Genomic DNA, 25381 nt, shown 5'->3' on the forward strand with positions numbered 1-25381 from the left:
ATATATGGAAACAATAAACAAGAAAATACTTTTAGTAGAGGATGACCCGAATTTTGGGATTGTATTGAAGGATTATTTGTCAATGAATGACTTCGATGTCGTTTTGGCGAAGAATGGAATGGAAGGTTTTGAGAAGTTCAAAAAAGATAATTATGATATCTGTATTTTAGATGTTATGATGCCTTACAAGGACGGTTTCACATTAGCGAAAGAAATACGTGAGAAGAATGAGAATGTTCCAATTGTTTTTTTGACGGCAAAAACAATGAAGGAAGATGTTCTTAAAGGATATAAAGCTGGTGCAGATGATTATTTGAACAAGCCTTTTGATTCTGAAGTATTACTGATGAAATTAAAAGCAATTCTTCAAAGAAAAGCTTCTAATGGATTAGCTGATAGCAAGAAATTCGAATTTACAATAGGTGGTTTCCACTTAAATTCTAAATTGAGATTCTTGAAATATAAAGATACCGAGGCAATTAAGCTTTCTCCTAAAGAGAATGAATTGTTACGTCTATTGGCTTTGCATGAAAATGATTTAATGCCAAGAGAATTAGCTTTAACTAAAATATGGAGAGATGATAACTACTTTACGTCTCGTAGTATGGATGTTTACATTGCTAAATTGCGTAAGTATCTTAAAGTTGATGATACGGTAGAAATATTGAATATTCACGGTGAAGGTTTCCGTTTGGTGGTAAAGACCGAAGGAGAATAATTTTCAACTAGAACAAGTATAAAAAAGCATCCTATTAGGATGCTTTTTTGTTTTTATAACTTTTCGATAATATCATTTACAATGTTTTCGGGCGATTGATCTATTGAAACTGTAAGAGCATCTAAGGGAGTTTCAAGGTCATCGAATTGAGATTGTAAAAGTCCCGAAGGCATGTAATGGTTCTTTCGTTCGTTCAATCGAGTGTTTATAAGCTCAAAACTACCTTCTAAATATACAAATTGATGATTGTTCTCTAGGTTTTTGCCTAGTTTGGTTCTATACTTTTGTTTTAGGGAAGAGCATACAATTACTGCTCCAGTAGATAAATTCTCGATACCAACTTCGTTGAGTTTCTCTAACCAGCCCTGTCGATCATCATCGTTTAATGGGTGACCTTCTTTCATTTTTTTTACGTTCGCTTCTGGATGAAAACTATCGCCGTCAAAAAAAGGGAATTGTAATTTGTCAGCGAGTAGCTTACCAATAGTAGATTTTCCACTACCTGAAACACCCATTAAGAATAAGATTTGTTTTTTAACCATTTTTTAAATTTACAATATCATTATCAATTTCAGGTAATAGTGTTTTAGGGTCGTAATCGTATTCAACCCACTGAGTATCTTTATTTCTTAAAAACCATGTCAATTGTCTTTTTGCAAATCTTCTGGTATTTTTCTTAATCTCAGATAAAGCGAAATCTAAAGTCCATTCACCGTCAAAATACTTAAAAAGCTCTTTGTACCCAACCGTTTGCAAGGCGTTTTGCTCTTTGTACGGTAACAAGCCTTTTGCCTCTTCTAAGAGTCCGGCTTCGATCATTAAGTCTACACGTTTATTAATGCGCTCATATATTAACGGGCGTTCAGCTTTCAATCCGACAGATAAAACTTTAAATTCTCTATCTGCTTTTGGTTTGTTTAAAAACGAAGAATAGGGGCTGCCACTACCAATAGCAACTTCTAATGCCCTAATAACCCTTTGAGGATTATAGATGTCTACCTTTTCAAAATATATAGGATCTAGTTGCTTAAGTTTCTTTTGTAGTGGTCTTATACCATCTTCAGCTAGTTCTAAATTTAACTTTTCACGAATAGATGGATCTATTGTAGGGAAGGTGTTTAAGCCATCAGTAATGGCATTTACATAAAGTCCGCTACCACCAACCATAATTACTACATCATGTATTTTAAAAAGGTCGGATAGTTTTTGAATAGCTTCCCTTTCAAAATTACCAACGGTGTATTCTTCTGTAATGCTTTTGTGTTGTATAAAATGATGATTAGCTTGTTCTAGTTCTTCTAAACTAGGTACAGCAGTACCAATATTCATTTCTTTGAAAAACTGTCTAGAATCAGCTGATATAATTTCTGTTTTATAATGCTGGGCTAAAAGTATTGCCAATTTGGTCTTACCAATGGCTGTAGGCCCTACTACTGATATAAGTATTTTATTCATTTAATATTGATCCGCAATTATAACAATGGGTGGCATCATCTCTATGACCTTCTTTGCTACATGTTGGACAGGATTGTGTGTTTATATGAACATAGCTGCCAGAATCCTTCAAGTTAGAAGTGTCTTCTCTGCTTTGTTTTGAAAATTCAGCCGTAACCATACCTGTCGGTACAGCGATTATGCCGTAACCTAAGAGCATAATAATTGTGGCAATTGCTTGTCCTTGTGGGGTAATTGGTGCAATATCGCCATAACCTACGGTGGTAAGTGTAACGATGGTCCAGTAGATACTTGTGGGTATACTTGTGAAACCGGCTTCATCACCTTCTATTAAGTACATGAGTGTTCCCATCATCACCGATGCAATAAGCACTGCAAATAGAAAAACGGTAATTTTTGCTCTACTGGCCTTTAAAGCTCTTTTTAATTGCGAGGCTTCCCCAAGAAAACGAGCAAGTTTTAAAATACGAAATACACGTAATAATCTAAATGCTCGAACGGCTAAAAGGACTTGAGATCCTGCAAAAATATAAGATATATATAACGGAATAGTAGATAAGAAATCTATGATTCCGTAAAAGCTAAATATATAATGACTTGGCTTTTTGATAGAGATAATACGAGCAATATATTCAATTGTAAAGAAGATGGTTACTATCCATTCCAGTACAAAAAGAATTTCATGATATTCGGCATCAATAGCTTTAACACTTTCGAGCATGATAAGAATAACACTGAAAATGATAATAACGAAAAGAATAATATCGAACAGTTTACCCATAGGAGTATCTGCTTCATAAATTATTTCATGAATTTTACGTTTCCAGGGTGATAGTTTTTCGTCTTCCTTCAAACTAATCGTTTATTTCTACTATTTTAAGTACTCTCTTCTTTCTTAAATAAGATTCAATAAGATAATTAGCATCGCGAGTACCGTTCATAGGGGTGATTATGCTTTCTAAGATATGAATATTATTGATTTGATAGTTGAGATCATAGAATCCAAATCCGACTAAAGAACCATTTCTGATTAAAATAGCACTTTGTTCCCCAATTTCTCGACCTTTATCTACCACTACAACATTCTTACCGTTAATGTTGTTTTTAGTAGTTGCAGCAATAACACGTTTATTGTATTCCGCTACATCTTCCTTGTTTATACATGCACCTTTACAATTACCTTCGTCATAACCAGAGCAATTAATACGAGCTTCGCTAATGCCGTTTAATTTCTCACATAGCTCAAACTCTTTCGTAATTTTATATAAATAATTCTTAGCACTAAATATTCCGTTAAAAAGTCCTAGAGGCTCTTTACATTCTCTATAAGGTTTAATTTCTAACGAGAAATAGCCATTTTCATTAACACTTTTGCAAATAGCGTGACTATACATTCTTTTTTTAGGAATGGTACTGTATTTAGGTCTAAGCTTTAATAGCTCTTCGTGTTCCTTTAAAATGGCAACTAGTTCATTACCTGTAAGTTCAAAAGTAACTTTTTTAGTGTCTTTGGTTAGCTTTCTAGATTTATCGTTGGTTTTGGTGAAGATTTGATTGACCCTCTTTTTGATATCACTCGATTTACTAAGGTGAATAATATCACCATCTTTATTATGCATATAAAAGACACCCGTTTTATTGGGTAGGTCTCTTACGATATCTAATTGTTTTTCAGAGAGCTCACCTTGGGTTTCTTTTCTAATAGTGTCTTTAATGATAATTTTTTCAGAGTCTTTGGCAAGTAATAGTTTAAAAAGTTTTATTGTTGCCAAGGCATCACCATTAGCCCTATGACGATCACTTACAGGTATGCCCAAAGATCTAACCAACTTGCCTAAACTATATGATTCAGCATCAGGTAATAATAATTTAGATAGATCTACGGTACAAAGGGTTTTACGTTCAAAATTATACCCTAAACGTCTAAATTCGGTTCTTAGAATTCTATAATCGAACTGGGCATTATGGGCAACGATTACGGTGTCTTCCGTAATCTCAATAATACGTTTGGCAACCTCATAAAATTTAGGTGCCGTTTTAAGCATCTTACTATTGATGCCCGTTAGTTTAACCACAAATGGTTGTATATCCCTTTCAGGATTTACCAAGCTTATGAATTTGTCAACTACTTTTTGTCCATCAAATTTGTGAATAGCAATTTCGGTGATTCCCTCTTCATTAAATTTTCCTCCAGTAGTTTCAATATCTAAAATTGCGTACATGTATTATATTATAATTTGTGGGGTAGTAATGTTTTAGATATTAATTTCTAGACCCAAAGATACTACTTCCTATACGTACCATGTTACTGCCTTCTTCAATTGCGATTTTATAATCACCACTCATACCCATAGATAGGGTAGTAAAATCGGTATAGTTATTACTGAATTTTGTATAAAGTGATTTTAAACCGCTGAACTCCTTACGAATCTGATCGGCGTTATCGGTAAAGGTTGCCATGCCCATTAGACCGACAATCTTTACATTTTTGTAAGCCTTAAATTCTTCGTTGGCTACCAATTCAAGTAATTCTTCTTCATTAAACCCAAATTTTGTGTCTTCTTCGGCAATATGTACCTGAAGTAAACATGAGATGGTACGGTTATGTTTTTCTGCTTGTTTATTAATTTCTGCCAATAATCTAGGGCTGTCAACTCCATGAATCAAAGAAACGTACTCAGCCATGTATTTGACTTTATTGCGCTGCAAATGACCGATCATATGCCATTCAATATCTTTTGGTAGGTTCTCCCACTTTTCTGTCATTTCTTGAACCCTGTTCTCTCCAAAAACACGTTGTCCCTCATCATAAGCTTCCTGAATAAATGACATTGGTTTTGTTTTGGATACGGCAACTAAGGTTACGGTATCAGGAATAGTTTCTTTAATGGCTAATAGGTTTTCTTTTATAGACATATAAACTTCAATTCTAGAATACTTTATTTAGTGAACTGATTTGATACAACTTCAGCTTTTCTGTTTACGGAATAATCGTAAAATCCTTCACCAGATTTAACTCCTTTTTTACCTGCCATTACCATATTTACTAATAGAGGTGATGGTGCGTATTTAGGGTTTTTGAATCCATCATGCATTACATTTAAGATAGAAAGGCAAACATCTAAGCCTATAAAATCTGCTAATTGTAACGGACCCATTGGGTGTGCCATGCCTAATTTCATGACCGTATCAATTTCTTCAACACCAGCAACGCCATGATGTAAAGTTTCAATTGCCTCATTGATCATGGGCATTAAAATTCTATTTGCTACGAAACCAGGGTAATCATTTACCTCGGTCGGAGACTTTCCTAATTTTTTAGAAAGCTCCATAATTGCAGTTGTAGTCTCGTTAGAAGTGCTATAGCCTCTAATAATCTCTACTAATTTCATAATCGGAACAGGATTCATGAAATGCATTCCAATAACTTTTTTCGGTCTACTAGTGGCTGCGGCTATCTGAGTTATGGAAATAGAAGAAGTGTTTGATGCTAAAATGGTATTTGTATCACAGACATCATCTAGTTCTTTGAAAATTTTCAACTTGATGGTGACATTTTCAGTGGCAGCTTCAATGGCAAGATCAACCTTGGATACACCTGCTTTCAATTCTGTAAAAGAGTTGATATTTGCTAGTGTATTTTCTTTGTCAGATATAGTTATTTTTTCTTTGGCTACCATTCTGTCCAAATTCTTGGCAATGGTAGCAAGACCTTTATCTAAAGCTTCTTTAGAAACATCAATTAAGTGAACCTGAAATCCGTTTTGAGCAAATACGTGGGCTATACCATTACCCATTGTACCTGCACCTATAACTGCTATTGTATTCATATTTTCTTTGGATTAAATGCGGCAATTATTTGTAAAGCAACTTTTAGTGCTTGTGTACCTTGTTTTAAACTTACCACAGGGGTGGTATTATTGGTTATTGCCTCTGCAAAAGATTCAAGCTCATCTAAAATGGCATTGTTGGTCTCAATAGATGGATTCTCAAAATAAATCTGCTTTTTAATACCTTCTGCATTCTGTAAAATCATGTCGAAATCTCCAGGTTCTTCTGGGGCATCTTTCATTTTTACGACTTCGACTTTCTTTTCTAGAAAATCTACCGAGATATAGGCATCCTTTTGAAAGAAGCGCGATTTTCTCATGTTTTTCAAAGAAATTCTACTAGCTGTTAAATTAGCAACACAACCATTTGCAAATTCTAATCTAGCATTTGCAATATCTGGTGATTGACTAATAACTGAAACTCCACTAGCATTAACCTGTATGACTTCAGAATTTACAACACTTAAAATAGCGTCGATATCGTGAATCATTAAATCTAAAACTACAGGGACATCTGTACCTCTAGGGTTAAATTCAGCCAATCTATGAGCTTCAATGAACATTGGTTCTTTGATAGCGTGTTTTACAGAAGTAAAAGCAGGGTTGAAACGTTCTACATGTCCTACTTGTCCTTTTACGCCATATTTTTTTTCTAAGGCAAGAAGTGAATTAGCTTCTTCTATAGTATGGGTGATTGGTTTTTCAATAAAAATATGCTTACTTTTTTCAATAGCCTTTTTAGCACAATCGTAATGTGAAAGTGTAGGAGTTACGATATCAACAACATCAACGGCATCAATTAAATCATCGAGGTTTTTGAAATAAGTATATCCGAACTCTGAACTTACTTTTTCTCCGTTTGAACTATCGGCATCGTGAAACCCTATCAGTTCATACTTTTTAGATTCGTTTAGAAGTCTAAGGTGGATTTTACCTAGATGCCCAGCTCCTAAAACACCAACTTTTAGCATTTATTTCGTTTTTACCAAAAATACGCATACTTAGGTACTTTTATCCTATGCGGTATTTCAATTTTATAAAAAATAGAGATTAGTTTTCGTTGCTTCTTCCGTCGTTTGAAGAACTTTGTTAACTTTGAAGGACAAACCGACTACCATTGAAAGATACCTTAAAACACAGGGGAATGCGCAACCATTTAGCGCAAGTATTGATAGACAAAGGAATAGCTGATAAAAAAGTGCTAGATGCCGTTAGAGAGATACCTAGACATTTGTTTATTGATAGTAGTTTTGAGGGGCATGCCTATCAAAACAAAGCGTTTCCTATTGCTGCAAACCAAACAATTTCGCATCCATACACCGTTGCTTTTCAAACGGAATTACTAGAAATAGAACCTGGACAAAAAGTTTTGGAAATTGGTACGGGTAGTGGGTATCAAACTGCCGTTCTTTTAAAACTAAAGGTTAAAGTGTATACTGTTGAAAGGCAGTTAGAGTTATTCAAGAAAACGAATCTCTTTTTTAAGAAGATGGGTTATAGGCCTAAACAAGTAATATTTGGTGATGGTTATAAAGGCTTGCCAAAAGAAGCACCTTTTGATCGTATAATCGTAACTGCCGGTGCACCAGCAGTACCAAAAGCATTATTATCTCAATTAAAAGTAGGAGGAAGGTTAGTAATACCTATTGGTTTTGAGGAGCAAATAATGACATTATTTGTTAGAACCACAGAAAAAGAATTCTCCAAGACGGAGTACGGCTCATTTAGATTTGTACCATTGTTGGAAAATAAAAACTAGCCGTTAAAATTCTTTTTAATACGATCAAGATCTCTCTTGTTGTCACGGTCCTTAATAGACTCTCTTTTGTCGTAAAGCTTTTTACCCTTTGCTAATGCAATCTGCATTTTTGCAAAACCTCTTTCGTTAACAAATACACGAAGTGGTACAATGGTTAAGCCAGATGTATTTACTTCTTTGCTGAGCTTTTTAAGCTCTCTTCTTTGTAGAAGTAATTTACGCTCTGCCTTAGGTTTATGGTTAAAATGAGATGCATGAGAATACTCGTCTATTTGCATATTAATTACAAATAGCTCATCTCTATCGTTGAACTCACAAAAACTTTCTGAGATAGAAGCTCTACCTTCTCGTATAGCCTTAATCTCGGTACCCGCTAGAACGATACCTGCGGTAAATTTATCTAAAAGCTCATATTCAAAACGAGCTCTTTTATTCTTAATGTTTATTGTATTCTGCATCTTAGGCAAAAGTAAGAACAATTAAAAGAATGTCTTAGCCTTTTTAAGCTAATTGCTGGTGTTATTAAAAGACGGAAATATTAATCGGGACAGTTACAATTGAAAATAAGTTTTTCTACAGAAGACGTACCATTAATTATTTTAACAATAAATAGAGTTCCGTTCTCACTATCGTCGATATCAAAATATTTTTGCTCATCAATTAATTTATTAACAAACTCAGGTGTAGTGTTGCTGTGACCAACAACTAAAACGTTGTTATTTAAATTGTCTGTTTTAAATTGAGCAATATCGATCGTGCTAGGGTCGTAATATTGAACATCGATATTTTGCTTCACAGAGGTTGGTGCAGCAGTCATTGCGGTTCTGTTGTAGTCAGTAGAATAAATAGCGTTTAATTCTGTATCCGCAAGAATTTCTGCCCAATGCATAGCTCTACCTAGTCCTTTTTGGTTTAACTCAGGGTCAGCATCATCAGGATTATTTCTGTCCTTTTCTGCATGTCTTATAAGGTAAAATGTGGAAATTGAAGTTTCTTCTTGGGATTTGTCAATTACTGGTTCATCTTTGCAAGAAAGATTGATTGCTAGCAAAATGAAAAGAACAATTTTGAATGCTTTCATGAAATTATGTTTGGTGTATTAAATTAATAACTAAAATTACTTCAAAATAGTACTATAAATAGTCTATTTTTTGTTTTTTTGCATATGAAAAATTTTTGTGGGGCGCTTCTTATTGGATTTGTAGTTCTAGGTCTTAAGGCTCAAGAAGTCGTTTTGCCTACTGATTTTAGACAACAAAACCTCACGGAATATAACGGGAGCTTGATAAATCCTGCTTATAGTTTAGATCGCAATAATCCTTCTTCAGTAGCTTTGTGGGCTAGATGGCAATGGCAATCTTATGATGGTGACCCAACCTCGTTATTTTTAAATTACACAACAAGACTTAATGATGTTTCTGCTGCTGGTGTTGGTTTTTTTCAGCACAATACAGGAATTTTCTTGAATACCGGAGCAGCTCTAAACTATGCTCATACCATAGAATTGAGTGAAGGTGTTGTTTTAAGTGTTGGTTTAAACGTATTCGCTTTTCAACAGAAGTTAGCAGATGATCGCTTTTTTATACCTAACCCGTTACAGACTACTGCGGAGAATGATTTTATTCTGCAAATGGCACCAGGAGTTAATTTAAGTATTGATAGATTTAATATTGGTTTAGTATCTGAGAACTTATTCGATTATAATTTCACTTCTAATGAGCGTAACTCTAGTCCTGATGATAGAATGCTTCAGGCTTTGGTGAGTTATGATATTCCGATTAGTGTTTTAAGTACAGATGATAGTTCGGTTTTAAGACCCATGTTGTATTATAAGACGATTCCAGGTTTGGATAATCAAGTCGGGCTGACTACATTGTTAACTACCAATAAATATTGGGCACAAGCAGGTTATAATAGTTTTTACGGATTCTCTGGAGGTGTTGGAGGTCGTTTCTTTAAGCGATTCTCTTTTGGTGCGTTAATTGAAGTGGGTACTAGTTCAGATTTAAAGGGACAAGATCCTTCTTTCGAATTGGTAACATCATATAAGTTAGGTACGCTTCAAACACCTGAAGAAAAACTCGAAGAACAATTGATTGCCCAAGAGGAAAAGCAAAAAGAAGATGCCCTTGTTAAACAAGAGGAGAAAGAAGTATTGTCTAATGAACTGACTAAGGCAGAAAAGTTAGCGCTTAAAAGGGAGTCTAAAAAGCAAGAGCGTTTAGCGCTTATTGAAAGTAATAGATTAAAAGATTCAATTCAGCTTGCTTCAAGAAAATCTGATTTGGTAGTAAAAGAATCAAAAAGAGATATCAGAAGAAAAAGAGATTCTGTAGAAAATGCAAGGTCAGCACAAGCATTAGCTTCTGCAAATGCTTTAAAACAGCAAAGGCAACAAGATTCTATAGCGGCGGTTATGAAAAAAGAAGCAGCTGCTGTAGCATTGGCGCAACAACAAAGACAAGATTCAATTGCGCAAAGTGAAGCCCTGGCAATGAAAAATGAAGTTGTAAACGTTAGAGCTGGTGAAAAGTATGAAGAAGTAACGAAAGAAGGTTCTCTAGAGCCTGGTTATTACTTAATTGCCAATGTATTCGGAACTAAAAAGTACCTAGACGCTTTCTTAGCAGATATGCAGAAAAAGGGAATCAATGCCAAATCGTTCTTTAGACAAAAGAATAAATATAATTATGTTTATCTAGCTAAATACAACTTCATTAAAGATGCTAGAGAAGCTAGAGACTCCAAGTTAGGAGGTAAATACACTGATAAAATCTGGATATTTAGAGTGACGGGGGAGTAGTAAAACTAATTATTAACTAGTTAGTTTGTATTCGTTTAGAATACGCTAAAGGCTAATAGAAAGGTTTACTTCAATTCTCTCTTAATTAATACATCTAAATAAGTTACTGTATTCAGTAGGTATTTACGGTCTTTTGTAATCGTAGCCATTGCAATGGCACCTTGAATAATCGTAAATAATTGTTTTGAGAATTGTAATGGAGAAACCGGTAGTTTAAGTTCTCCTTTATTGATTCCGTTTTCAAAGACTAAGGCTATTTTTCCTTCAATATCCTTTATGGTTTCCTTTGCGGCGGCAGCAAGTAGTTTGTTATTGTGTTGTGCATCTATACCAACGTTTAAAATAGGGCAGCCACCCATTTTCATGGTGAATATGTCATACTTTTTATAGAACTCAATAAGATTCTCAATTTTAGCCATAGCCTTACCTTCAATTGCTAAATGTTCATCGATAGAAGTTAACAGTAAGCTTCTGTTGTATTCAAATGCCGCTAACGCTAATGCTTCTTTATTTTCGAAATTACCATATAGCGCACCTTTGGTTAAATTAGTTGCATCGGTTAAGTCGCTCATACTTGTGCCTACATACCCGTGTTTATTAAAAACGGGTGCGACAGTCTCAATAATAAATGCAGTAGTTCTTTCGGCTTTGGTTGACATAATAGACTGTTTTATGTAAAGATAAATAATCTATACTGTATGGTATATACTGTTAATAAAAAAAAGCGCTCATATATTTCATATGAACGCTTTTCTAACAAATTTTGAAAATTATACTGTAATTTCCTCTTGATTTCTAAAAACTAAACTATTGTCAAAGGCGTCAAGTAAAACAACGCTGTCAGCTTTAATTTCACCACTTAGTAACGCTTTAGACATATTGTTTAGAACTTCTTTCTGAATAGTTCTTTTAACCGGTCTTGCACCAAATTGAGGGTCGTAACCTTTTTCTGCCAAATAATCGATAGCCTCTTCTGTAGCGTCTAAAGTAATTTGTTGTTTGTCTAACATTTTCTTCAAACTTTCCAATTGTAGTCTTACAATTTCTTTGATGTTGTCTTTAGTCAAAGGTGTAAACATTACAATATCATCGATTCTATTTATAAACTCAGGTCGAACAGTTTTCTTTAAAAGACCCAGAACTTCAACTCTGGCTGTCTCAGCTGCACTAACAACATCTACTGCATTTTCAAATGTTTCTTGAATAATGTCACTACCCATGTTACTTGTCATGATAATAATTGTATTCTTAAAATCTGCAACACGACCTTTGTTATCAGTCAATCTACCTTCGTCCAATACTTGTAATAAGATATTGAAAGTATCTGGATGCGCTTTTTCGATCTCATCTAAAAGCACAACAGAATAAGGTCTTCTACGAACCGCTTCAGTCAATTGTCCGCCTTCATCATAACCTACATATCCTGGAGGTGCACCTACAAGTCTACTAACCGAATGTCTTTCTTGATATTCGCTCATGTCTATTCTTGTCATGGCATTCTCATCATCGAATAAGTACGACGCCAAGGTTTTAGCAAGCTCAGTTTTACCGACACCGGTAGTTCCTAAGAAAAGAAACGAACCAATAGGTTTTTTAGAATCTTGGAGTCCGGCTCTACTTCTACGTATAGCATCAGAAACTGCTTCAATAGCTTCTTCTTGACCTACCACGCGTTTGTGTAAAACTTCTTCAAGTTTCAATAGCTTTTCGCGTTCACTTTGCAACATTTTAGTAACAGGTATGCCTGTCCATTTTGCAACTACTTCTGCGATATCATCACTAGTAACTTCCTCTTTTATTAAAGTACCCGCATGTTGTTGCTCTGCTAAGTCATCTTGTAGCTTCGTTAAACTCTCTTGCGCTTCTTTAATTTTACCGTATCTAATTTCTGCTACTTTGCCATAGTCGCCATTTCGTTCAGCGCGTTCAGCTTCAGCTTTAAAATTTTCAATGTCGAGTTTTGTCTGTTGAATATTATCAACTACAGATTTTTCACTTTCCCATTGTGCAAAAATTTCATTTCGCTCTTCTTTTATGTTGGCTAAATCTAGATTTAATACCTTAAGTTTTTGCTTATCATCTTCACGTTTAATCGCTTCGATTTCAATTTCGATCTGCATTATTTTACGATCAAGCACATCAAGCTCTTCTGGTTTAGAATTAATTTCCATTCTAAGTTTAGATGCAGCCTCGTCCATAAGGTCAATAGCTTTGTCTGGCAAGAATCTATTGGTTATATACCGTTGTGATAATTCAACAGCAGCAATAACCGCCTCATCTTTAATACGTACTTTATGATGAGCTTCATACTTTTCTTTTATACCTCTAAGGATGGAAATAGCACTTTCAGTATCTGGCTGGTCTACAACCACCTTTTGAAATCTTCTTTCAAGAGCTTTGTCTTTTTCGAAATACTTTTGATATTCATCTAAAGTAGTTGCACCAATAGATCTTAACTCGCCTCTTGCAAGTGCTGGTTTTAAAATATTAGCGGCATCCATAGCGCCTTGTCCGCCGCCTGCACCAACAAGCGTGTGTATCTCGTCAATGAATAAGATGATATTACCATCGGCACTAACAACTTCTTTTATAACAGCTTTTAGTCGTTCTTCAAATTCACCTTTGTACTTGGCACCAGCAATTAAAGCTCCCATATCTAAAGAGTAAATTACTTTATCCTTTAGGTTTTCAGGAATATCTCCCTGAATAATTCTATGTGCTAAACCCTCAACTATAGCGGTTTTACCCACGCCAGGTTCACCTACTAGAATAGGATTGTTTTTAGTACGTCTTGATAAAATTTGTAAAATTCTACGTATTTCTTCGTCACGCCCAATTACGGGATCTAGTTTACCGCTATCTGCTAATTCATTAAGGTTTTTAGCGTATTTATTAAGTGAGTTATAGTTGTCTTCAGCACTTTGTGAAGTAACCTTGTCGCCATTACGCAATTCATCTATTGCAGCCATTAAATCTTTCTCAGTTGCTCCTTGATCTTTTAAGATTTGGGATATCTTACTTTTAGATTTTAAGATGGCTAAAAATAGATGCTCTATAGAAACATATTCATCTTCCATTTTTTTGGCGATGATACTGGCTTCATTTAAAGTCTTACTGGCTTCTCTAGAAAATTGTAAGTCACCGCCTTCAACTTTAGGAAAGCTTAAAAGTTCTTTTTCTAAAATTTGTTGAACTAGTGAAAAATTAATCCCAAGCTTTTTAATTAAAAAGGGCATTACATTTTCTTCAACTTCGGTAAGGGCTTTAAATAGGTGTTCGTTTTCAATTTGCTGATGTCCGTTATTTTGGGCAATCAGCTGGGCTTGTTGAATAGCCTCCTGTGATTTTATTGTGAAATTATTTATATTCATATTCTTTAGGTTTTAGTTAATTGTAATACTTTTGATAGCTAATATTCAACAATCTTACCAATTAAGATTTCAGGACAAAATGGCTGAAAAATTAAAAAATAGACTGACAATTAGTCAGCTTAGATATGTTGAAATGATAATATCAAATTAAGAATTTTATGGGAATATTTGGTGGTTTATTTGGAGGTTCTAGCGGTGGTGATGAAAAAAAATCATCAGGCATACCGTGGATACCTCTGAACTCTGTGGCTCAGTTAAGTGATATCAAAGAAGTGTCTAGTAGTAAGCCGCAGCTCATATTCAAACATTCCACATCTTGCGGAATTAGTAGAATGGTACTGAATATGTTCAAAAGTAGTTACGGGCTAGAAGACGGACAAATGGATCTTTACTTTTTAGATTTGTTGGCGAATAGAGATGTTTCTAATGCCGTTGCTGATGAGTTTGGTGTAATGCATCAATCTCCTCAGCTATTAATAGTAAAGAACGGGGTAGTGGTAGTGCATGATTCGCACAATGCAATATCTAATATTAAGCTAGAACAATACATATAAAAAAAGCCCCGGAATTACGGGGCTCTTTTTTAATTGAAACTTTGATTGTTCAATATATTTTTAAGATTATTCTTTAAATCTTCACCGGCATCATAAACCATTTGTTCATTGCTGGGGAATGGTACTCTTGCGAGTTGTAAAAGAGAAACCAGGTCATTGTCCAACGCTCTTTTATCGCCATCGTAATTAGCATAAATATGTTCGAATATGAATTGACTAGTTAAAGGATATTGATTTATTTTTTGTTGTTTCTTTAAATCTATAAAATTTACGACACCAGTTACCTGTGCACTTTTAAACTGTGTAAACTGGTAAAAATTACAACGTATCGTTTTAAATTTGTCAACTTTAATGCTATTGCCTAAACTGTCAGAAACTACATTGCCATTGCGGTCTTCTACAAAAGTATAACCATCTTTAATTTGTCTTTCCTTGCTAATTTGTTTCTCCCTAATTTGTTCAGGAGAGATGTTTATATCTTGAAAAGAAACTTCCATTTGATAATCATACACTTGATTTTGTATTCTGTTCGTATGGTATTCCGTCCAGTTAGAGTTCAGTCCGTATGTATTCAAGTTTAAAAGCTCATCTTCTAACCTTTTTGGAATAATCTGATTTGTATTGTTTGTCATATCAACAATTACATAATCTAAGCCTTTTTGATATGCTTCATCTATTTTCGAAATAACATCCTTATAATTCGGATTTATTTCCTGTAAATAATTTAAATCATTGTACGCATTTCTAAAATCAGCTTTATAGTTAGCGTCAGTTAAAAGTGTATTTGCCTTGTTGTATAAAAACTCAGATAATTTGGATTTTGCGGCAATGATATCATCATCATAATTCTTAAAGCTGAATTGCGCTCTTCTGCCTTCATCTTGAATTTGTAACGGAAGTAAAGGGCGAATTCGCTCTTGAATTGATTTTAATCTACTGTAGGCATTAAAAATCTCTTCATAGTTTGCAGCATTACCATCCTTTTTAAGGAATTTTAAATGTTGCAGCTCTCTTTCGGTATTTTTTTTATACCCTTCTTCAAGAAGAACTATATATTGCTGATTACTTTTTTTGGTCTTATTTTCTGCGATATTCATTACTGCTTTATTAATTGCAGTCTCGTAATTACCAGAGTTCAGAGCCTCCTGTGTTTTTTTGACACCACTGCAAGAAAGTAGTAGGCCGATAAAACTAAATAGTAGAAATTTTTTCATGTCTATTATTTTATTGATTTTTAATAACTATTCAACAGCCGTGCCATAAAAGAGTTATTATTAAACGTAATAGGATAAGGAATAGTATATTTTCGGTGAGATGCATTAATTTATAATTTATTTGATAAGATATAGCAGTATAGTTATTAACTTATTTTAATAAATAAGTTATGTGTTTGTACTCTTTTTTGCATTTCAATAGATACGCTATTTGTATTTTTGCAACTTATTTAAAAGAAATATCATCATGCAACGCGACACCACTATTTTTAATTTAATTGAAGAAGAGAGACAACGTCAAATCAATGGCATTGAATTAATTGCCTCTGAGAATTTTACTAGTCCTCAGGTAATGGAAGCTCAAGGCTCAGTACTTACAAATAAGTATGCTGAAGGGTATCCTGGTAAAAGATATTACGGCGGTTGCGAAGTAGTAGATAAAGTAGAGCAATTGGCTATTGATAGGGCAAAAGAGCTATTTGGAGCGGCATATGCAAATGTGCAGCCTCATTCTGGTTCTCAAGCTAATGCAGCGGTATATCACGCATGTTTACAGCCAGGTGATAAAATTTTAGGATTCGATTTATCTCATGGTGGTCACCTAACACATGGTTCGCCTGTTAATTTTTCAGGTAGATTATATAATCCTGTATTTTACGGGGTAGATAAAGAAACTGGAAGGTTAGATTATGATAAAATTCAAGAAGTAGCTACAAAAGAACAGCCAAAGCTTATTATAGCCGGAGCTTCTGCATATTCTAGAGATATGGATTTTGAGCGTTTTCGTAAGATTGCAGATAGTGTGAATGCTATTTTATTAGCAGATATTTCTCACCCTGCAGGATTAATTGCGAAGGGGCTTTTAAATAATCCAATTCCTCATTGTCATATTGTAACAACAACGACACATAAAACATTAAGAGGTCCAAGAGGTGGATTGATATTGATGGGAACTGATTTTGAAAATCCTTTTGGTATCAAACTTAAAAATGGAAATCTTAGAAAAATGTCTGCTTTATTAGATTTAGCTGTTTTTCCAGGAAATCAAGGTGGTCCATTAGAGCATGTTATCGCTGGTAAGGCAATCGCCTTTGGTGAAGCGTTAACAGAGTCATACGCAACGTATATAGCTCAAGTAAAAACAAATGCCGATGCCATGGCTAAATCTTTTGTGAAACGAGGTTATAATATCATTTCTGATGGTACAGATAATCACATGATGCTGATAGATCTAAGAAATAAAGATATTTCAGGTAAAGATGCTGAGAAAGCATTGGTTTTAGCAGATATTACTGCTAATAAAAATATGGTGCCATTTGATGACAAATCGCCATTTGTAACTTCTGGTATTCGTTTTGGAACAGCAGCAATAACTACAAGAGGTCTGATTGAAAGCGATATGGAAAAAGTAGTAGATTTTATTGATCAGGTAATTACAAATCCTGAAAATGAAACTATTATAAAGGAAGTGAAAGGGAAGGTTAATGCAATGATGAATACAAGACCAATATTTAATGCATAATTAAAAGTTAGTAATTGATTTAGAGTTTTTATTCAGATAAAAACTCTAAATCACCACTAACATAAGTATTCTTATTTACGTCGTAAATAGAAGCTTCATCATCTTTATCTAAGTAAATTCCCCAAAATTCTGAATAAGATTTTGGAGCCATATTTAATTGCTCATCATCTGCTTCAATATTCTCGATATAATCTTCGAATATGGGAACAAATATTTCGTAAGGTTTTTGAGTAAGTCCCCTCGTTAAAAACACATAATTAAATGCTATTTGTTTTAAAATATCATTTAATTGCGTTGATATACTCCTATCATAAATTCTTTTTATAACAATACTAGTGTCGTTTAAGAATAGTGTAAATTCTTCAATATCAATGTTGTATTGATTTTTAATATCAAGAGTCTCTAAAGCTATATGTAAGGGTGAATCTTCTTTTCCACTATGACCCCATCTACCTGTATTAAAGTGGGCAAGTAGTTCAAGTAAATCTAAATTGCATGAAACTTCTAAAACTAAACTAATAGAATTAAAGGTGATATGCTTGTTGTTAAGCTTTACATTAGAGAAGTAATGAAAGCCAATAGCACTTAGAAATTCATCGATACCAGAAATTTCTTTAGTGTATTCTAGTTTGGAATTATTAATAAAGTTTTCGTAGTTAAACGGCATAAAGGTAGAAATTTATAGCATTCTTTTACATAAAGATACTTTTCTAACTCTGCAATTTCACTTAGGAAAACCTTAGAATTTCGGAGGATATTATGATAAAATGAACTTAAAAGTTGTAAACATTTGATAATCAGTAAATTGTAATTCAAAGTGTTGTTTATAAAAAGCCTCGTGTTTTTGCTTCATTTATCAAGGCAAGGTCATTACCATTTTTAACGTCGAATAAGGCTTTTAGTTGTCGTTTTCTAGCTTCTACAGTAGTGTTTGCAGAACCAATTAATGGAGCAATGTCTCTAGTGTGTATGCCTTGAGATAGGTGGTAAAGAATCTTTTGATCTTGTTCATCAATAACAATGTTGGTTGACATTCTGCGACGTATTGCAGATAGGGCGCTAGCAGTGTAATAAGGAGATTCGTTAACAATGGTCTCGACCATTGTTTTAAGTGACATTTCGTCTATTTCAGATTTAACCATATACCCATCAGGATTTACAGTTTTAAAAATGTTGTTTATTCTGTAATTGTCACTGTAAGAAGACATGAATACCACCTTTGAATTAGGTACTTCATTTCTCGCTACAATGCCTAAATCAATACCTGTTCTAGGGTCTTTAGATTGTGGTGAGAATAGTTGAATATCTAATAGAATAATGTCGTAAGGTACAGCGCGCTTTGAAGTTTCAATTTTAGTTTTTCCTTTTTCGAAACTGGTAGCAATTTCTACCTTAACATTAAAGTCGGTAAATTCAGAATCCTCAAGAATATATTTATATCCAAGAGCAGTCATTTCGTGGTCATCTACCGTTAAAATTCGTACAGTGTTCATAATTTACGATTCTATTGTAATTTACTAAACGTATTTATATTAGGTATTATTATTACTTGTTTTTTTAATATCAACTTTAACAGGAATATTTAAAGAAATGGTAGTGCCTTGTCCTTCAGTTGAATCTAAATGAAAGGTACCATTTAGTTTTTCTATTCTAGAAGTAATGTTTCTTATTCCTATTCCTTTTTTGCCTTTATTAATATTATAACCGATACCGTTATCGCTCATGATAACATTGAATTGAGCGTCATTTCTATAAAAAGTGACTTCGAAGTATGTGCATTTAGAGTGTTTAATAGCGTTTTGAAAAGTTTCTTGTATTATTCGGTACACATTAATTTTAATATCGCCAGCTAAGCTATCCCAATTTTCATCTTCGTTGAAATGAAAGATTGTTTTGATGTTTGCATTCTTGTTGTTAGAAAGAAGGGTTTCAACAGAATCTGTAAAATTATTTATTTTTTGATAGGCACTATGGCTTAGCTCATGAGATATAGATCGTATTTCATTTTCAATTTCTTGTAAGGATCCTAGTGCTTTAGATTTTTCTTGAATAGCCTCATCTGTAGCGCGCTTATTCAAACCGGTTAATATCATTCGGGCACCAAGCATTTTGCCGAGCACACCGTCATGAAGTTCTTCTGATATTCGTTTTTGCTCTAATCGTTTTACCTCATCGACTTTTTGTTTTTGGGTTAACATGAGGTTGAAAATCTCTTGGTTGTTAGCCTGTTGTTGCTGATCAAACCTAAGTTTTTGATTTTTAGCTCTTTGATTAATAATGATATATATGGATAGACCCAGTAAAAAGAACCCGGTGGCAATACCTATCCACATTTGCTTTTGTTTTGAGAGTACTTCTTTCTCGCTTTCTAGCTCTATATTTTCGGCTATGAATTCGTCAGTTTCAAAACGTATTCTAGCAAATTTATTCTGCTGCTTGCGGTCTTCTTTTTGTAAACTGTCGTTAAGTGCAGTAAATTTTTTGAAATAGTCTGTAGCATTTTCTTTTTCTAAAATTGCTAAATATTGCCATGTTTTTAAAAGCTGCTCATTTGAATTTCCAGCATAGGCTAACCTTTCAGATTCTTTGGCTTTAATTATCGCATTAAGGCTGTCTTTGGTAAAAGCTTCGTATTCAGCGTAATTGTAAAAACTTGAGGATAAGCTACCTAGGTCATTTTCTTTTTTCTTTATTTCAATTGCTTTAATAAAGAGGTTTTCAACATCTACAGTGTCTTTATTATATAATTTCGCAGTGGCAAGGTTGCTTAATGCCTTGGCGTATAGGTCGGGGGTGTTTACAAATAAGTTATTTGTGCTTAAAACTTTTTCAAAATTTTCAATTGCTAGCAGGTACTGTTCGTTGTTCCTATAGGTTACTCCAATATTATTAATAAGCCTGGCTTCACTAGTATTGGAATTGGGCGTCTTTTTTAAATAAAATAATGATTCTTTGTAATACGAAAGTGATTTATCATATTCTTCTAAATCGTTCAAAACGATACCTAAAAGGTTATAGCAATCAGATAGTTTTTTGTTGTTTTCAATCGATTTGAATTTTTCTATAGCTTTTACGGTGTTTGCTTCGCTGCCTATATAATCTTTGATTTTCATTTGAATAGTGGCCATGCGCAAATACATTTCTCCAATGTTTCGTTTGTCATCAATGGCATTGAAAATATCTAGTGCTTCTGAATAATTGTAAAAGGCACTATCCTTAACACTATATTTATTAAAAAAATATGCCAAGTCCCAGTAGGCATTACCAAGAGCAGATGAATCTTTAATGCGCTTATTAAGTAAAATGGCTTGTTTATTTGCTTTCCGGTATAATAAACTGTCAGTTATAAAATCGATGTTGTAAGAAAGATTTGAGAAGTATATGGCTTTTAGGGAATCATTACCAGCATTTTTTGCAAGATTAAAAGCTTTTAATTGTAGGGGTAATTTATCTTCTTCTGTTATCTCGGGAGCATTGCTTTCAGATTCCCAGACTGAGATACTGTCGTTAGTGGTTTGTGTTTCTTGTATTACCTTTTCAGGTTTTGTTTTTGAACAACCAAGAAAATGTAAAAAGAGTATTATTATGTAAAAATAAGACTTGTTCAAAAAAAATGATTTATAAGGATTAAAAACCAAGGTATAAAAAAATAGCCTTTAACATGGTTGTTAAAGGCTATTTTTGTTTTTACAAATTTTAATTATGCAATCGTTTTTGGTGGTCTTCTATCATCTGGTGGTACAGAACAATCATTACAAGTTAAAGCTTTTGAAATGTCGTTCATGAAGTCAAATTCACTAGCTGTGTTCTGAATAATTGATGTTGCCATACCTATAGTCATTATTGCAACTGCTAAAATACTTGTAACTTTTTTCATACTGTTTCTGTTTTTTAGGGGTTTTGTTTATGATACAGCCAAAGTAATACCGTTCGTTGAGCAACGAAGGCAAAATTTTTAGTCTTAAGTAGATGACCTGATTCTGTTAGTAAATGAACCAATTGTGAGAGAATTCTTTAATTTAGAGAAGAAAAGGTATTTTTTGAAAGAATATTCTTAAGGTTATTCATATTCTCTCTGTATGTTTTTGAAAAAGGAATATTCTCGTTTACCGCTTTAATTGCACAGATAGATTTTCCGAAGTTGATACGAGAAACATAACTTGTGTTTACAATATAACTTTGGTGAACACGCATAAAATTATCAGGCAAGGTATTTTCAAAAGTCTTTAACGTTTTATAGGCGTTGATAATTGTACCGTCTTTCATGAAAAATTCGGTAGTATTATTATCTGCCTTTAAGTAAAGAATATCGTTGGTGTTTAGATATTGAAAATCATTATATGATTTTAGACATATTGTAGCGGGCGCCTTATCTTTTGGCATTCTTTTTTGCAATTTCAATAAGGACTTGCGAATATCAAATTCATTAAAGGGTTGTAGCCAGTAATCAAAAAAGCCATTTTTTATAGCATCGTACGCGTAATTCTTATTAGATGCAATACCAATTAATATAGGTAACTGATTCATGTATTGATGAATTTCAGTAACCATTAAAAATACAGATGAATAATCATTGTTAAGATTGATAAAAACAATATCTGGAGAGTACTTTAATATATCATTTAATCCGTCGGAAGGGTTGTTGGTAGTGTTTAAACATTCAAAGTCACCATATTCATCCAAAAATGCATGCAACTGCAAATTTGAAACAGCATCAGAGTCGATTATGGTGTATGTATAATTCAAATGAAATAGCGTATACTACGAAATTAAACATAGGTAAGAAAAGCTAGACCTAGAATGTCCTTATAAAAAGAGAGGACATGTTTATAAAATCAGTATTTACGAGGCTTGTGAGAGAAAAATCTTTCAATTTTTCTCGTACTATGATTAAAAATTTTCCTCGATGGCTTGATAAGCACCCAAATCTGGATTAGGTATTCGTGCTGTTTCAATGATATCTAACGGCGTAGAATTCGCAATATTTAAATCACCTTTATTGATGACTTCAGAATCTAACCCAATTCTAAAATCATTTTCAAATGGACGAAAATAATCTAACTCTCCATTAAAAATAACATTGGGGTAGTGGACTTCACTTTCAAAATCATAAAGTATATTATTCTCTGTAGAAGATTGATTTTCGCTGAATTTGATATAACAATTTTGAAAACTAAAGTTGAAAGAATTTTGATTATTGCTCTGAAGCGAAATTTCATTAGCGCTATTTCCGTCGATTATGCAGTTCTTAAAATCTGCAGCCAATAAATCAAATCCGTTATTTGGACTGGTAGTCGAAGTATTGCTTATAGCTAAACTAGCATTAAATCGAAACCCTTTGTTCCAATAATTAGCAATTGTAGCATGTGTAAATGAGTAATTACCACCATTCTCTATATAAAGAGAGGAGCTGCCTGCACTACCTAATATGATATTGGCAGCATTTACATGGGCATTTTTAGTCCAGAGATTATATCTTGAGCTATTCAGTATCTGGCTGTTTGTTATGGTCAAGGTTTCTTCTGGTTCATTCTCTTGCCCTTCAACGAATAAGCCTAACTCAGCGTTCTTAATAGTTAAATGGTTAATTGAGTTATTCTTACTCCCGGCACTTAGCCAAATAGTTCCCCATTGCCCTGGTATATTGTTGAACTGGGTCTCAAGTCTATCTCCTTCGAAAATAACTTCTCCTTCTAGTAGCTCTTCGTTTTCGCTTAATTCTCCGTTTATACTAATCGTCCCCCCATTTTGTACTAAAATTCCAGAATTCTGATGGAAATGCACACGCGTACCTGCATCAATAATTAGTTGATTTCCATCAGGGACTATGGCATAACCATAGATAACATAAGATTTGTCTTTTGTAAAATTTAAATGTTCGTCAGGTAGTATAAATCCATCTATTTCAATAGGGTTTCCTGATTCGTCATTATAAAGTACAATAGCCTCTGTATTATTGTTTGTATTGTTGTCAGGGTAGAGTAGTATGGCATCTTTTGCCAAAGTCACTAATTCAACAGATTGTTGAAAAGGTTCTTTATCAAATTGAATAGCATCGGTGTATAAGAGCTCGTTTAGGGTATTGTCATTTATGTTTATTGTAGTTTCTACCAAAATAAAAAGACTGTCTTCAGCGTAAAGCGGAATGTTTTCGAATTCTTTGCCAGCAACTCCATCTACGTTTAATCTGTAAAAACTTTCAACACCGTTTTTAAGGGTAATAGTAGGGATGATAATATCATCTTTAGTATCGTTATAAACTTTTAATGTATAGGTGCTGCTTCCTATATTTGAGAAAACCGTATCTAGGTAAACGGTGTCTTTAGAAAACGAAAGATGACCGTTACTTGGGGCGTATTCAAAATCTTTTCTACAAGAGGCGCTCCAAAGAATAATAAATAAAATGGTGAGTATTGTTAAGATTCTAAGGCGCACGCTACAATGGTTTTACTTCATCTAAGTTAAAGGAAAATTTCTTTGATCTCTTCAGGAATTCGTATAGGTCTATAAGATTTACTATCAAGAAGACACCATTCTGTGCTTGATCTAACCAGCAATTTGTTGGTTGTACCGTGTTTCATCTCTACAATTCTAACACATTTAGCTCCAGAACTAGATTCTATGTGTGTTGATATAACAATAGGGTCATCTAATACTGCTGCCCGCTTATATTCAATATGATGAGTTAATACTACCCAAATGACATCTTCCTGCATTTTTGCAGTTGCTACTGTTTGCCAGTGTTCTTTAGAAATGTCTTGTATCCACTGAACATAGCGCACATTGTTTACATGGTTTAAATCGTCTAAATCGTCATGCGAAACAACAATTTTTTTTTGAAATGCCATATTTTTATTTTTTCTCTATTTGCACTTCAAACATTTTGTCCCAGAACTTACCGGTAACAAAAAATGTCTTGCGTTCAGGGTGATAGGCAATTCCATTAAGCACATAATTTGTTTTATCCCAATTTTCAGTTTTAGTAATGATATCACTTAAGCCGCTAAAATTAATAACTCCTTCTATAGCGCCTGTTTTACTGTCAATAATCATGACACTTGGTTTTTGATAAACGTTGGCGTAAATTTTTCCATCTACATATTCTAGCTCGTTGGCTGAATTAAATATTGAAGAGTTGGTTACCGTTTCTATATAACCTTCTTCGGTCATCGTATCCGGATTTATAAACCATATTTTTTCTGTTCCATCGCTTTTAAAAATTTTAGAGCCGTCGTTTGTTAATCCCCAGCCTTCACGACTTTTTCCGTATTGAAAATTGTCCAATTTTTTAAAAGAGTTCAAATCATATATAAAACCTAGACCACTTTGCCATGTAAGCTGATAAATTTTATTGTTTAATATGGTTATACCTTCTCCAAAGTAAGTTTCATCTAAAACTATTTGTTCAAAAACTTTTCCAGTTTTAAAATCTAATTTTCTTAAGAAAGATTGTCCCCTTTTTCCTGTAGACTCATATAAGGTGTCATTATGAAATTCTAAGCCTTGTGTATAAGCTTTAGTGTCATGTGGGTATTCCTTAATGATGGTGTAGGTGTAAATCTCAGGAGCTTTTTCGGAAAGTACTTTTAAATTTTTATTAATATCGACGGTTTCACCATCAAAAGTAATTTTCGCTGTTAGAATCTTGTTTCCTAATGTGGGCAAATCTATTTTTATTTTATCATTATTGACCGGAATTTTGGTGCCATCAATACTATATTCAACGCTTACTATCTGTTTTTCCTTTTTATTTTTAATACTTATACCAATTTCTTGGTTCAAATTAACTTGACTTGCATTTTTTTCTAAGTTAATTTCGAATAGGGAAGATGCTTTTTGGTTGCCACTGCCGCAAGCGGTGAACAAACTGGTAATAAGAGCGATACAGAAAAAATTTACGATTTTCATTAAGAAAATGGGTATTTAAGTTTATGTAATACGTGAGTACAAGAAGAGTTTCTTGTTATTAATAGGCAATTTAATTCATAAAAATTAGAAACTAAAGGATTGTCAAAGTTTTAAAAGATTGTATATTTGCACCTGGCAAGTCCTACACGACCAGCTCCTGTAGAATCCCCCAGGGTGGGAACACAGCAAGGGTATATGGTCGTAGCGGTGCGATGTAGGTAGCTTGCCTTTTTTTGTGCCTTAAAAT

The 25381-nt window shown here is 33.7% G+C and carries 25 protein-coding genes and 1 other RNA gene; 6 read left to right on the plus strand and 20 right to left on the minus strand.

Going from position 1 to position 25381, the window contains the following annotated elements:
* Positions 1-4: 4 nt before the first annotated feature.
* Positions 5-718, plus strand: a complete 714-nt coding sequence (locus Q4500_RS09855; protein ID WP_299799918.1) for a response regulator transcription factor — start codon at positions 5-7, stop codon at positions 716-718.
* Positions 719-771: 53 nt separating this feature from the next.
* Here Q4500_RS09855 and Q4500_RS09860 read toward each other — a convergent pair whose 3' ends face one another.
* The 7 genes from Q4500_RS09860 to Q4500_RS09890 are packed head-to-tail and all read right to left on the minus strand — an operon-like array spanning position 772 to position 6974.
* Positions 772-1260 (minus strand): gluconokinase, encoded by a 489-nt coding sequence (locus tag Q4500_RS09860; RefSeq protein ID WP_303599509.1) that lies wholly within the window; start codon positions 1258-1260, stop codon positions 772-774.
* Entirely contained in the window at positions 1253-2173 is a 921-nt protein-coding gene (gene miaA / locus Q4500_RS09865) for a tRNA (adenosine(37)-N6)-dimethylallyltransferase MiaA (protein ID WP_303599510.1), read from the minus strand. The genes Q4500_RS09860 and miaA overlap by 8 nt, the downstream gene beginning before the upstream one ends.
* Positions 2166-3026 (minus strand): ion transporter, encoded by an 861-nt coding sequence (locus Q4500_RS09870; protein WP_073244742.1) that lies wholly within the window; start codon positions 3024-3026, stop codon positions 2166-2168. The genes miaA and Q4500_RS09870 overlap by 8 nt, the downstream gene beginning before the upstream one ends.
* A 1-nt stretch (position 3027) precedes the next feature.
* Positions 3028-4395: an exonuclease domain-containing protein gene (locus Q4500_RS09875; protein WP_303599511.1), complete on the minus strand. Its 1368-nt coding sequence runs from the start codon at positions 4393-4395 to the stop codon at positions 3028-3030.
* Positions 4396-4435: 40 nt separating this feature from the next.
* Positions 4436-5089, minus strand: coding sequence for a YggS family pyridoxal phosphate-dependent enzyme (locus Q4500_RS09880; RefSeq protein ID WP_303599512.1), 654 nt, complete (start codon positions 5087-5089; stop codon positions 4436-4438).
* A gap of 23 nt (positions 5090-5112) precedes the next feature.
* Complete coding sequence (locus Q4500_RS09885; RefSeq protein WP_303599513.1) at positions 5113-6003, minus strand: 3-hydroxybutyryl-CoA dehydrogenase; 891 nt, start codon at positions 6001-6003, stop codon at positions 5113-5115.
* A complete protein-coding gene (locus tag Q4500_RS09890) occupies positions 6000-6974 on the minus strand; it encodes a Gfo/Idh/MocA family protein (protein WP_303599514.1) in 975 nt (324 codons plus the stop codon). Before Q4500_RS09890 ends, Q4500_RS09885 begins: the two co-directional genes overlap by 4 nt.
* 146 nt (positions 6975-7120) lie before the next feature.
* Between Q4500_RS09890 and Q4500_RS09895 the strand changes: the two genes are divergently transcribed.
* Entirely contained in the window at positions 7121-7762 is a 642-nt protein-coding gene (locus tag Q4500_RS09895; protein WP_303599515.1) for a protein-L-isoaspartate(D-aspartate) O-methyltransferase, read from the plus strand.
* On the opposite strand, the gene smpB is transcribed toward Q4500_RS09895, so the two are convergent.
* On the minus strand, positions 7759-8220 hold the full coding sequence (gene smpB, locus Q4500_RS09900) for an SsrA-binding protein SmpB (RefSeq protein WP_299799910.1): 462 nt from the start codon (positions 8218-8220) through the stop codon (positions 7759-7761). The genes Q4500_RS09895 and smpB overlap by 4 nt on opposite strands.
* A gap of 80 nt (positions 8221-8300) precedes the next feature.
* A complete protein-coding gene (locus Q4500_RS09905) occupies positions 8301-8843 on the minus strand; it encodes a histidine phosphatase family protein (RefSeq protein ID WP_299317526.1) in 543 nt (180 codons plus the stop codon).
* 84 nt (positions 8844-8927) lie between these two features.
* Between Q4500_RS09905 and Q4500_RS09910 the strand changes: the two genes are divergently transcribed.
* Positions 8928-10565 carry a PorP/SprF family type IX secretion system membrane protein gene (locus Q4500_RS09910; RefSeq protein ID WP_303599516.1) on the plus strand — a complete coding sequence of 546 codons (1638 nt, stop codon included), beginning with the start codon at positions 8928-8930 and terminating at the stop codon, positions 10563-10565.
* Between the two features lie 65 nt (positions 10566-10630).
* Here Q4500_RS09910 and Q4500_RS09915 read toward each other — a convergent pair whose 3' ends face one another.
* Together Q4500_RS09915 and clpB are read right to left on the minus strand one after the other, a co-directional pair.
* Positions 10631-11224, minus strand: coding sequence for a TetR/AcrR family transcriptional regulator (locus Q4500_RS09915; protein WP_303599517.1), 594 nt, complete (start codon positions 11222-11224; stop codon positions 10631-10633).
* 111 nt (positions 11225-11335) lie between these two features.
* A complete protein-coding gene (clpB, locus tag Q4500_RS09920) occupies positions 11336-13936 on the minus strand; it encodes an ATP-dependent chaperone ClpB (protein WP_299799907.1) in 2601 nt (866 codons plus the stop codon).
* Positions 13937-14094: 158 nt separating this feature from the next.
* On the opposite strand from clpB, the gene ytxJ reads away from it, so the two are divergent.
* Entirely contained in the window at positions 14095-14490 is a 396-nt protein-coding gene (gene ytxJ, locus Q4500_RS09925; protein WP_303599518.1) for a bacillithiol system redox-active protein YtxJ, read from the plus strand.
* Between the two features lie 29 nt (positions 14491-14519).
* On the opposite strand, the gene Q4500_RS09930 is transcribed toward ytxJ, so the two are convergent.
* Positions 14520-15704 carry a hypothetical protein gene (locus tag Q4500_RS09930; protein WP_303599519.1) on the minus strand — a complete coding sequence of 395 codons (1185 nt, stop codon included), beginning with the start codon at positions 15702-15704 and terminating at the stop codon, positions 14520-14522.
* Between the two features lie 247 nt (positions 15705-15951).
* Between Q4500_RS09930 and glyA the strand changes: the two genes are divergently transcribed.
* Entirely contained in the window at positions 15952-17226 is a 1275-nt protein-coding gene (gene glyA, locus Q4500_RS09935; RefSeq protein ID WP_303599520.1) for a serine hydroxymethyltransferase, read from the plus strand.
* A gap of 28 nt (positions 17227-17254) precedes the next feature.
* Here the strand turns inward: glyA and Q4500_RS09940 are convergent, their stop codons facing one another.
* The 8 genes from Q4500_RS09940 to Q4500_RS09975 all read right to left on the minus strand — a co-directional run bounded on the left by Q4500_RS09940 (position 17255) and on the right by Q4500_RS09975 (position 25134).
* Positions 17255-17893 carry a hypothetical protein gene (locus Q4500_RS09940; protein WP_303599521.1) on the minus strand — a complete coding sequence of 213 codons (639 nt, stop codon included), beginning with the start codon at positions 17891-17893 and terminating at the stop codon, positions 17255-17257.
* Positions 17894-18050: 157 nt separating this feature from the next.
* Positions 18051-18719, minus strand: a complete 669-nt coding sequence (locus tag Q4500_RS09945) for a histidine kinase (protein WP_299317514.1) — start codon at positions 18717-18719, stop codon at positions 18051-18053.
* 39 nt (positions 18720-18758) lie between these two features.
* The gene (locus Q4500_RS09950) at positions 18759-20834 is read right to left on the minus strand and encodes a tetratricopeptide repeat-containing sensor histidine kinase (RefSeq protein WP_303599522.1); all 2076 of its coding nucleotides are present in this window, start codon (positions 20832-20834) and stop codon (positions 18759-18761) included.
* A gap of 92 nt (positions 20835-20926) precedes the next feature.
* A complete protein-coding gene (locus Q4500_RS09955) occupies positions 20927-21103 on the minus strand; it encodes a hypothetical protein (RefSeq protein ID WP_303599523.1) in 177 nt (58 codons plus the stop codon).
* 137 nt (positions 21104-21240) lie between these two features.
* Positions 21241-21972 (minus strand): LytTR family DNA-binding domain-containing protein, encoded by a 732-nt coding sequence (locus tag Q4500_RS09960; RefSeq protein WP_303599524.1) that lies wholly within the window; start codon positions 21970-21972, stop codon positions 21241-21243.
* 144 nt (positions 21973-22116) lie between these two features.
* A complete protein-coding gene (locus Q4500_RS09965) occupies positions 22117-23661 on the minus strand; it encodes a hypothetical protein (RefSeq protein WP_303599525.1) in 1545 nt (514 codons plus the stop codon).
* 26 nt (positions 23662-23687) lie between these two features.
* Positions 23688-24074, minus strand: a complete 387-nt coding sequence (locus Q4500_RS09970) for a thioesterase family protein (RefSeq protein ID WP_299317502.1) — start codon at positions 24072-24074, stop codon at positions 23688-23690.
* Positions 24075-24078: 4 nt separating this feature from the next.
* On the minus strand, positions 24079-25134 hold the full coding sequence (locus Q4500_RS09975) for a glutaminyl-peptide cyclotransferase (protein ID WP_303599526.1): 1056 nt from the start codon (positions 25132-25134) through the stop codon (positions 24079-24081).
* A 133-nt stretch (positions 25135-25267) separates the two neighbouring features.
* On the opposite strand from Q4500_RS09975, the gene ffs reads away from it, so the two are divergent.
* Positions 25268-25366, plus strand: an RNA gene (gene ffs / locus Q4500_RS09980) — signal recognition particle sRNA small type.
* The last annotated feature ends 15 nt before the right edge of the window (positions 25367-25381 follow it).

Source organism: Maribacter sp. 1_MG-2023 (assembly GCF_030547005.1).
Taxonomy (GTDB): domain Bacteria; phylum Bacteroidota; class Bacteroidia; order Flavobacteriales; family Flavobacteriaceae; genus Maribacter.

What these genes read in the sequence shown, in the direction of transcription:
- Q4500_RS09915 (WP_303599517.1), bottom strand. Translation starts at nt 11,224, where the DNA reads ATGTCAACCAAAGCCGAAAGAACTACTGCATTTATTATTGAGACTGTC.
- Q4500_RS09890 (WP_303599514.1), bottom strand. Translation starts at nt 6,974, where the DNA reads ATGCTAAAAGTTGGTGTTTTAGGAGCTGGGCATCTAGGTAAAATCCAC.
- Q4500_RS09955 (WP_303599523.1), bottom strand. Translation starts at nt 21,103, where the DNA reads ATGAAAAAAGTTACAAGTATTTTAGCAGTTGCAATAATGACTATAGGT.
- Q4500_RS09860 (WP_303599509.1), bottom strand. Translation starts at nt 1,260, where the DNA reads ATGGTTAAAAAACAAATCTTATTCTTAATGGGTGTTTCAGGTAGTGGA.
- Q4500_RS09855 (WP_299799918.1), top strand. Translation starts at nt 5, where the DNA reads ATGGAAACAATAAACAAGAAAATACTTTTAGTAGAGGATGACCCGAAT.
- Q4500_RS09930 (WP_303599519.1), bottom strand. Translation starts at nt 15,704, where the DNA reads ATGAAAAAATTTCTACTATTTAGTTTTATCGGCCTACTACTTTCTTGC.
- Q4500_RS09945 (WP_299317514.1), bottom strand. Translation starts at nt 18,719, where the DNA reads ATGAACACTGTACGAATTTTAACGGTAGATGACCACGAAATGACTGCT.
- clpB (WP_299799907.1), bottom strand. Translation starts at nt 13,936, where the DNA reads ATGAATATAAATAATTTCACAATAAAATCACAGGAGGCTATTCAACAA.
- Q4500_RS09885 (WP_303599513.1), bottom strand. Translation starts at nt 6,003, where the DNA reads ATGAATACAATAGCAGTTATAGGTGCAGGTACAATGGGTAATGGTATA.
- Q4500_RS09975 (WP_303599526.1), bottom strand. Translation starts at nt 25,134, where the DNA reads ATGAAAATCGTAAATTTTTTCTGTATCGCTCTTATTACCAGTTTGTTC.
- Q4500_RS09880 (WP_303599512.1), bottom strand. Translation starts at nt 5,089, where the DNA reads ATGTCTATAAAAGAAAACCTATTAGCCATTAAAGAAACTATTCCTGAT.
- ytxJ (WP_303599518.1), top strand. Translation starts at nt 14,095, where the DNA reads ATGGGAATATTTGGTGGTTTATTTGGAGGTTCTAGCGGTGGTGATGAA.
- Q4500_RS09970 (WP_299317502.1), bottom strand. Translation starts at nt 24,074, where the DNA reads ATGGCATTTCAAAAAAAAATTGTTGTTTCGCATGACGATTTAGACGAT.
- miaA (WP_303599510.1), bottom strand. Translation starts at nt 2,173, where the DNA reads ATGAATAAAATACTTATATCAGTAGTAGGGCCTACAGCCATTGGTAAG.
- Q4500_RS09910 (WP_303599516.1), top strand. Translation starts at nt 8,928, where the DNA reads ATGAAAAATTTTTGTGGGGCGCTTCTTATTGGATTTGTAGTTCTAGGT.
- smpB (WP_299799910.1), bottom strand. Translation starts at nt 8,220, where the DNA reads ATGCAGAATACAATAAACATTAAGAATAAAAGAGCTCGTTTTGAATAT.
- Q4500_RS09875 (WP_303599511.1), bottom strand. Translation starts at nt 4,395, where the DNA reads ATGTACGCAATTTTAGATATTGAAACTACTGGAGGAAAATTTAATGAA.
- Q4500_RS09905 (WP_299317526.1), bottom strand. Translation starts at nt 8,843, where the DNA reads ATGAAAGCATTCAAAATTGTTCTTTTCATTTTGCTAGCAATCAATCTT.
- Q4500_RS09940 (WP_303599521.1), bottom strand. Translation starts at nt 17,893, where the DNA reads ATGCCGTTTAACTACGAAAACTTTATTAATAATTCCAAACTAGAATAC.
- glyA (WP_303599520.1), top strand. Translation starts at nt 15,952, where the DNA reads ATGCAACGCGACACCACTATTTTTAATTTAATTGAAGAAGAGAGACAA.